This is a genomic window from Pseudomonas fluorescens, assembly GCF_902497995.1.
GTDB lineage: Bacteria > Pseudomonadota > Gammaproteobacteria > Pseudomonadales > Pseudomonadaceae > Aquipseudomonas > Aquipseudomonas fluorescens_BK.
This window is the reverse complement of record NZ_CABVII010000039.1, coordinates 35,759-43,615: the sequence shown is the minus strand read 5'-3', so window position 1 is coordinate 43,615 and position 7,857 is coordinate 35,759. Positions and strand designations below refer to the sequence as shown.

General features: G+C 58.4%; 6 protein-coding genes. 3 read left to right on the top strand and 3 right to left on the bottom strand.

Annotated elements, in window-relative coordinates:
- The coding region (locus tag F8N80_RS31800; RefSeq protein ID WP_224790775.1) for a hypothetical protein at nucleotides 1–80 on the bottom strand (80 nt) is incomplete at its 3' end.
- 678 nt (nucleotides 81–758) lie between these two features.
- Between F8N80_RS31800 and gltP the strand changes: the two genes are divergently transcribed.
- On the top strand, nucleotides 759–2,090 hold the full coding sequence (gene gltP / locus F8N80_RS29400; protein WP_150749191.1) for a glutamate/aspartate:proton symporter GltP: 1,332 nt from the start codon (nucleotides 759–761) through the stop codon (nucleotides 2,088–2,090).
- Nucleotides 2,091–2,460: 370 nt separating this feature from the next.
- Complete coding sequence (locus tag F8N80_RS29390; protein ID WP_150748016.1) at nucleotides 2,461–2,727, top strand: hypothetical protein; 267 nt, start codon at nucleotides 2,461–2,463, stop codon at nucleotides 2,725–2,727.
- Nucleotides 2,728–2,882: 155 nt separating this feature from the next.
- On the opposite strand, the gene F8N80_RS29385 is transcribed toward F8N80_RS29390, so the two are convergent.
- Together F8N80_RS29385 and F8N80_RS29380 are read right to left on the bottom strand one after the other, a co-directional pair.
- Nucleotides 2,883–3,407, bottom strand: a complete 525-nt coding sequence (locus F8N80_RS29385) for a single-stranded DNA-binding protein (protein WP_007896798.1) — start codon at nucleotides 3,405–3,407, stop codon at nucleotides 2,883–2,885.
- 9 nt (nucleotides 3,408–3,416) lie between these two features.
- Nucleotides 3,417–4,814: an MFS transporter gene (locus F8N80_RS29380; RefSeq protein ID WP_150748017.1), complete on the bottom strand. Its 1,398-nt coding sequence runs from the start codon at nucleotides 4,812–4,814 to the stop codon at nucleotides 3,417–3,419.
- Between the two features lie 191 nt (nucleotides 4,815–5,005).
- On the opposite strand from F8N80_RS29380, the gene uvrA reads away from it, so the two are divergent.
- Nucleotides 5,006–7,840: an excinuclease ABC subunit UvrA gene (gene uvrA / locus F8N80_RS29375; RefSeq protein WP_150748018.1), complete on the top strand. Its 2,835-nt coding sequence runs from the start codon at nucleotides 5,006–5,008 to the stop codon at nucleotides 7,838–7,840.
- Nucleotides 7,841–7,857 lie beyond the last annotated feature (17 nt).

Below are 7,857 nucleotides of genomic sequence, written 5' to 3'. Positions count from 1 at the left end.
GCCTTGGTGAGCTCGACACTCAGCTTCCCTGGACGAGGATGGGCGTGATATTCGAGAGCGGCAGTTTTCAAATCTGACATAGGGGCATTCCGCTTTTACGGTTGGACAGACGGATCGCCGAGGATACTTGTGTTGCAAAGTTCCCCCACAAGACTGAGCAGTCACCCTGTCAAGCGCCCTGCCCTACGACTTCGGGCCAATATATGGCTCTCTGGCAGGCGGCGAATTTGGCGTGACTATTGCGATGTAAGGGTGCGGCGTCTAATGCTGTAAACGCCTACCCTATGCTGAATCAGCATGGGGTTTCTCAAACAAAACCATAGTCCCACGCCGTTCGAACACGCCATTTCGGCAGTGCTCCGGTTATCGAGAAAGGCTGGATTAAATTACGCTATTTCTTGTGCGAATTTTCCTACGTTTTAGCCCTTCGTTTCGCTGATCGAAAAACGCTTGGTGATCCCCCGTAATGGCCGGCCACGGCACTTATGCCTGCCGAAATGGCGTATTCGAACAGTGTGGGACTATGGTTTTGTTTGAGAAATACCATGCTGATTCGGCATGGGGTAGGCGTTTACAGCATTAGACGCCGCTCCGTTACATCGGAATAGTCGCGCCTTCTTCGGCGCCTGCCAGAGAGCCATAAACACGATCTCTGAGCGACCTTATCTGGGGGCAGATGCACAGACTTTTGCGCCAATGAGCGTTCCAGTTCGCGCACCTGCCTTAGTCAAACTGAAAGTAAGGATAAAAAAAATAATATGAAGAAGGCAAAGCTTAGCCTCGCCTGGCAGATCCTGATCGGCCTGGTACTGGGGATTGCAATCGGTGCACTGCTCAACCATTTCAGTGCCGAAAAAGCCTGGTGGATCAGCAACGTCCTGCAACCAGCGGGCGATATATTTATCCGTCTGATCAAGATGATTGTGATCCCGATCGTGGTTTCTTCGCTGGTCGTCGGTATTGCCGGCGTCGGTGATGCGAAGAAACTCGGGCGCATCGGTTTCAAAACCATCGTTTATTTCGAAATCGTCACCACCATTGCGATCCTGGTCGGTCTGGTCCTGGCCAATGTGCTGCATCCGGGTACCGGCATCGACATGAGCACGCTGGGTACCGTCGATATTTCCAAGTACCAGGCCACGGCGGCCGAGGTGCAGCATGAACACGCGTTCGTCCAAACCATCCTCAACCTGATCCCGTCGAACATCTTTGCCGCCATGGCGCGCGGCGAGATGCTGCCGATCATCTTCTTCTCGGTGCTGTTCGGTCTCGGCTTGTCGAGCCTGCAGGCCGACTTGCGCGAGCCGCTGGTGAAGATGTTCCAGGGCGTCTCGGAAAGCATGTTCAAAGTCACGCACATGATCATGAACTATGCCCCGATCGGCGTGTTCGCCCTGATCGCGGTGACCGTGGCCAACTTCGGTTTCGCCTCCCTGCTGCCGCTGGCCAAGCTGGTGATCCTGGTTTACTTCGCCATCGCCTTCTTCGCCTTCGTGGTACTGGGCCTGATCGCTCGCCTGTTCGGCTTCTCGGTGATCAAGCTGATGCGCATCTTCAAGGATGAGCTGGTACTGGCCTACTCCACCGCCAGTTCGGAAACCGTGCTGCCGCGGGTGATCGAGAAGATGGAAGCCTATGGTGCGCCAAAAGCCATTTGCAGCTTCGTGGTACCGACCGGCTATTCGTTCAACCTCGATGGTTCGACCCTGTATCAGAGCATCGCGGCGATCTTCATCGCCCAGCTATACGGCATCGACCTGTCGATCAGCCAGCAATTGCTGCTGGTGCTGACGTTGATGGTGACCTCCAAAGGCATCGCCGGTGTGCCGGGTGTGTCCTTCGTGGTACTGCTGGCCACTCTGGGTAGCGTCGGCATTCCATTGGAAGGCCTGGCCTTCATCGCCGGTGTCGACCGCATCATGGACATGGCCCGCACCGCACTGAACGTGATCGGCAACGCGTTGGCCGTATTGGTCATCTCCCGTTGGGAAGGCATGTACGACGACGCCAAGGGCCAGCGCTACTGGAACTCCCTGCCGCACTGGCGCAGCAAGGAAAAGCTGCCGGCTGGCGAGATTTCCAACAACTGATCAATCTGCTCCTGTAGGAGCGTGGCTTGCCCGCGAAGAACGATAACGCGGTGTACCTGATACACCGCGGCGTCCCATTCGCGGGCAAGTCGGATCACCGCACCGCTCGCTCCTACAGTACGGGGTTGCAAGCACATAAAGTGCATGACGCAATCCCGCAGACAAACCCGGAGAAATCCGGGGTTTGTCGTCTGTATAAAAACCACTAAAAAAACAAAAAAAGATTTAATTCATGTCGAATTCCAATGTTCTGGCTGACAGCAATATGTTGAGTTCTCCCCCCGCGTATGACGCAGTTATGGGGCTGAGCAGTGGGCAGACGGCCCAATCGACGGCACATCATTTGTTTGGGTACAAGGAAAGAAGACCCATGAGCACCCCACTCCGCATCAACGAAGCCCTTTTGATTGTTGGCGACGCATTCGAACCTTTTCAATGCGTCGTCTGGACTCCACAAGACGGTAATGGCGAACTGAGTCTGACCGTCATCGACCGGAGCAACACTCGTATTGGCCGCAAACAGATTCCAAGGAGTACCTATTCCGACCCGGCGCAGCTGGAAAGCCTGCTGGAAGAGGCGCGCGCCGAGCTGAGCCAGGAGGGCTACAAGTTGCAATCCTGGACAATGCCAGAGTAAGCATTCTCGCGGATCGCTAAGGGCTAACGCTGAAGGGCGAAGTGCTCTACCCGGATAGTTTCAAATACCCAGAGGGGTTGCTAGAAATCATAAAAAAAAAGCCCCTAAACAGGGGCTTTCCAGCTGAAACTTTACATTGCAATCTCAGGTGTTCGTCAGAACGGGATATCGTCATCAAAACTGTCGAAATCCGGAGCCGGCTGAGGAGCAGCCTGCTGCTGTGGAGCCGGGCGCGACTGTTGCGGTGCCGACTGCTGCGGACGCGGAGCCTGTTGGCGTGGGGCTGGAGCGGACTGCTGGTAGTTATTGCCCCCGCCTTGTTGGTCGCCCTGCTGTGGACGGCCGCCCAGCAGTTGCATGGTGCCTTGCATGTCGACCACGATTTCAGTGGTGTAACGCTTGATACCGTCTTTTTCCCACTCGCGGGTCTGCAGTTTGCCTTCGATGTAGACCTGCGAACCTTTACGCAGGTATTCGCCGGCAATTTCCGCAACCTTGCCGAACATCGACACACGGTGCCATTCGGTTTTCTCGACCTTCTGACCGGTTTGCTTGTCGGTCCACTGTTCGCTGGTCGCCAGACTCAGGTTGGTCACGGCGTTACCGTTCGGCAGGTAGCGAACTTCGGGATCCTGGCCGCAAGTGCCGACCAATATGACTTTGTTAACCCCACGGGCCATAACGTTCTCCTAGGCTTCGCACGCTGTCGCGGCCGGGTTGTTCACCAGACGCTCGAGGGTGGTGCGATCCAATAGTTCTGTGTCCAATTTGATGTAAATGGCCGCTTCATCCGCGACTATCACTGCATCTGTTACCCCTACGACGGCCATCAGGCGCTCGACCAGACCCGCTTCGCGGATTGCCTCGGGCGACAGCGGCAAGCGCAGGCTCGTGACGTAGGGAGGTTCTCGCATGGTAACAGCAAAGGCCAACCAGAGGGCAGCCAGCCCGGCGCATCCGAGGAAGACAACCGACAAACCGCCATGCTGGAACATCCAGCCGCCGAGGATCCCGCCCAAGGCCGAACCGAGGAACTGGCTGGTGGAATAAACCCCCATCGCCGTGCCCTTGCCGCCCGCGGGTGAAACCTTGCTGATCAGCGATGGCAATGAAGCTTCCAGCAAGTTGAACGCGGTGAAGAACACCACTGTCCCGATCACCAGAGCCCGCAAGCTATCGCCGAACTGCCAGAAGAATAGCTCAGTGAGCATCAGCGTCAGCACTGCGCCCAGTAAAACTCGTTTCATTTTGCGTTTCTTCTCGCCGTAGATAATGAACGGGATCATGGCGAAGAAGGAAATCAGCAGCGCGGTCAGGTACACCCACCAGTGCTGCTCCTTTGGCAGCCCGGCTTTTTCGACCAGGGCCAGTGGCAATGCGACGAAGCTCGACATCAACATCGCGTGCAACACAAAAATGCCCAGGTCCAGGCGCAGCAAGTCCGGGTGCTTGAGCGTCGGCAACAGCGCCTGGCGCGCGACGCCGGACTCGCGATGCTGCAACGGCCCGGTGGAGCGCGGTACCATGAACATCACGATCAGGATGCCGAACAGCGCCATGCCGCCCGTGGCCAGGAACAGCCCGGACAGACCGAAGGCGCGCGTCAGTAACGGCCCCACCACCATGGCGACAGCGAACGACAGACCAATGGTCATGCCGATCATGGCCATGGCCTTGGTCCGATGCTGTTCGCGGGTCAGGTCCGACAACAGCGCCATCACCGCCGCAGAAATCGCCCCGGCGCCTTGCAGGATGCGTCCGGCGATCACGCCCCAGATCGAATCGGCATTGGCCGCCAGCACGCTGCCGAGGGCGAAGACAATCAGCCCCAGGTAAATCACCGGACGGCGGCCGATGCGGTCGGAAATGAAACCGAAAGGAATTTGAAAAATCGCCTGGGTCAGGCCGTAAGCGCCAATCGCCAGCCCGATGAGGGCCGGGGTCGCTCCTGCCAGATCCATCCCATAGGTCGCCAATACCGGCAACACCATGAACATGCCAAGCATACGGAACGCGAACACCAGGGCCAGACCGCTTGCTGCGCGGGTCTCGCTGCCACTCATGCGTTCGCTGTGGGGATCGTGCATGGAAAAACCTCATGTGAACCGGCGGCGATTCTACCAGTCCCATCGATTGACGGGGTATATCGCGACGCTTTGCCGCGCTCCGCTGACAGACTCTTCATGTAAGGCAACAATCCGCTCGTTTGACAGTGTGCATCCATCCAGTATATGGCCGTATACTCCTACGTTTTCGACGCCCGCCAAGCGAGGCCACTTTGGACAAGATCCTGATTCGTGGGGCCCGAACCCACAACCTGAAGAACATCGACCTGACCCTGCCACGGGACAAACTGATCGTTATCACCGGCCTGTCCGGATCCGGCAAATCGTCCTTGGCATTCGACACGCTGTACGCCGAAGGCCAGCGCCGCTACGTCGAATCGCTATCGGCCTACGCCCGGCAGTTCCTGTCGATGATGGAAAAGCCAGACGTCGACACCATCGAAGGTTTGTCGCCCGCCATTTCCATCGAACAGAAATCAACCTCGCACAACCCGCGCTCGACGGTCGGCACCATCACTGAAATCTACGACTACCTGCGCCTGCTTTACGCTCGCGTGGGCATTCCGCGCTGCCCGGATCACGACATTGCGCTGGAAGCGCAAACTGTCAGCCAGATGGTCGACCTGGTCCTCGCGCAACCGGAGGGCAGCAAGCTGATGCTGCTGGCCCCGGTGATCCGCGAGCGTAAAGGCGAGCACCTGTCGGTCTTCGAGGAACTGCGAGCCCAGGGTTTTGTCCGGGCCCGTGTCAACGGCAGGCTGTGCGAGCTGGACGAGTTGCCGAAGCTGGATAAACAGAAGAAGCACTCGATCGATGTGGTGGTCGACCGCTTCAAAGTGCGTGCCGATCTGCAACAGCGCCTGGCCGAGTCGTTCGAGACCGCGCTGAAGCTGGCGGACGGCATCGCTCTGGTTGCACCGATGGACGACGAGCCGGGTGAAGAGATCATCTTCTCCGCGCGCTTCGCCTGCCCGATCTGCGGTCACGCCATCAGCGAGCTGGAACCCAAGCTGTTCTCCTTCAACAACCCGGCCGGTGCTTGCCCGACGTGCGACGGCCTGGGCGTGAAGCAATTCTTTGACATCAAGCGATTGGTCAATGGCGAACTGACCCTGGCCGAAGGTGCCATTCGCGGCTGGGACAGGCGCAACGTCTATTACTTCCAGATGCTCGGGTCGCTGGCCTCGCACTACAAGTTCAGCCTGGAAGTTCCGTTCAATGAACTGCCGGCCGATCAGCAGAAATTCATCCTGCATGGCAGCGGCTCACAGAACGTCGATTTCAAGTACCTGAACGACCGTGGCGATATCGTCAAACGCTCACACCCGTTCGAAGGCATCGTGCCGAACCTGGAGCGTCGCTACCGCGAAACCGAGTCGGCTTCGGTCCGTGAGGAACTGGCCAAGTTCCTCAGCACCCAGCCTTGCCCGGATTGCCGTGGTACCCGTCTGCGTCGCGAAGCCCGGCACGTTTGGGTCGGCGAGAAAACGCTGCCGGCGGTGACCAATCTGCCGATTGGCGATGCTTGCGAATATTTTGGCGTGCTGAAACTGACCGGTCGCCGTGGTGAGATTGCCGACAAGATTCTCAAGGAAATCCGCGAGCGCCTGCAGTTCCTGGTCAACGTTGGTCTTGATTATCTGTCGCTGGATCGCAGTGCGGATACGCTGTCTGGCGGTGAGGCCCAGCGGATTCGTCTGGCCAGCCAGATTGGTGCCGGCCTGGTAGGGGTTCTGTACATCCTCGATGAACCGTCGATTGGTCTGCACCAGCGGGACAATGACCGGTTGCTCGGTACGCTCAAGCACCTTCGGGATATCGGCAATACGGTGATTGTGGTCGAGCACGACGAAGATGCGATTCGCCTGGCCGATTACGTGGTCGACATTGGCCCGGGCGCTGGCGTCCATGGTGGGCATATCGTCGCCGAAGGCACGCCGGCCGAGGTCATGGCTCACCCTGACTCGCTGACGGGCAAGTATTTGTCGGGACGGGTAAAGATCGCCGTTCCAGCCAAACGCACACCGCGTAACAAAAAATTGTCGCTGTCGCTCAAGGGCGCGCGCGGCAATAACTTGCGCGATGTCGACCTGGACATCCCGATCGGCCTGCTCACCTGCGTGACCGGCGTCTCCGGTTCGGGCAAGTCGACGCTGATCAACAACACGCTGTTTCCGTTGAGTGCCACGGCACTCAACGGTGCCACGACCCTGGAGGCTGCCGCCCACGACAGCATCAAGGGCCTCGAGCATCTGGACAAGGTGGTCGACATCGACCAGAGCCCGATCGGCCGTACGCCGCGCTCCAACCCGGCGACCTATACCGGGCTGTTCACGCCGATTCGCGAACTGTTCGCCGGCGTGCCGGAATCGCGCTCGCGGGGTTATGGTCCAGGGCGTTTCTCCTTCAACGTGAAGGGCGGTCGCTGTGAGGCCTGTCAGGGCGATGGCCTGATCAAGGTAGAGATGCACTTCCTGCCGGACATCTATGTCCCGTGCGACGTCTGCAAAAGCAAGCGCTACAACCGCGAGACGCTGGAGATCAAGTACAAGGGCAAGAGCATCCACGAAACTCTCGAAATGACGATCGAGGAGGCTCGAGTGTTCTTCGATGCGGTACCTGCCCTGGCGCGCAAGCTGCAGACGCTGATGGATGTGGGCCTGTCGTACATCAAGCTGGGGCAATCGGCGACCACGCTGTCGGGTGGTGAAGCCCAGCGGGTGAAACTGTCCCGCGAACTGTCCAAGCGCGATACCGGCAAGACCTTGTACATCCTCGATGAGCCGACCACTGGCCTGCACTTCGCGGATATCCAGCAACTGCTCGACGTCCTGCATCGTCTGCGCGATCACGGTAATACCGTGGTGGTCATCGAGCACAACCTCGACGTGATCAAAACGGCCGACTGGTTGGTGGACCTGGGGCCGGAAGGCGGGTCCAAGGGCGGGCAGATCATTGCGGTCGGCACGCCGGAAGAAGTGTCGGAGATGAAGCAATCGCATACCGGCTTCTATCTCAAGCCGTTGCTGGAGCGCGACAGGGCCTGAATCAGGCCCATGAAAAA

Bases quoted from the DNA above. Each gene is read 5' to 3' on its own strand.
- gltP (WP_150749191.1), top strand. From the start codon at position 759: ATGAAGAAGGCAAAGCTTAGCCTCGCCTGGCAGATCCTGATCGGCCTG.
- F8N80_RS29390 (WP_150748016.1), top strand. From the start codon at position 2,461: ATGAGCACCCCACTCCGCATCAACGAAGCCCTTTTGATTGTTGGCGAC.
- F8N80_RS29385 (WP_007896798.1), bottom strand. From the start codon at position 3,407: ATGGCCCGTGGGGTTAACAAAGTCATATTGGTCGGCACTTGCGGCCAG.
- F8N80_RS29380 (WP_150748017.1), bottom strand. From the start codon at position 4,814: ATGCACGATCCCCACAGCGAACGCATGAGTGGCAGCGAGACCCGCGCA.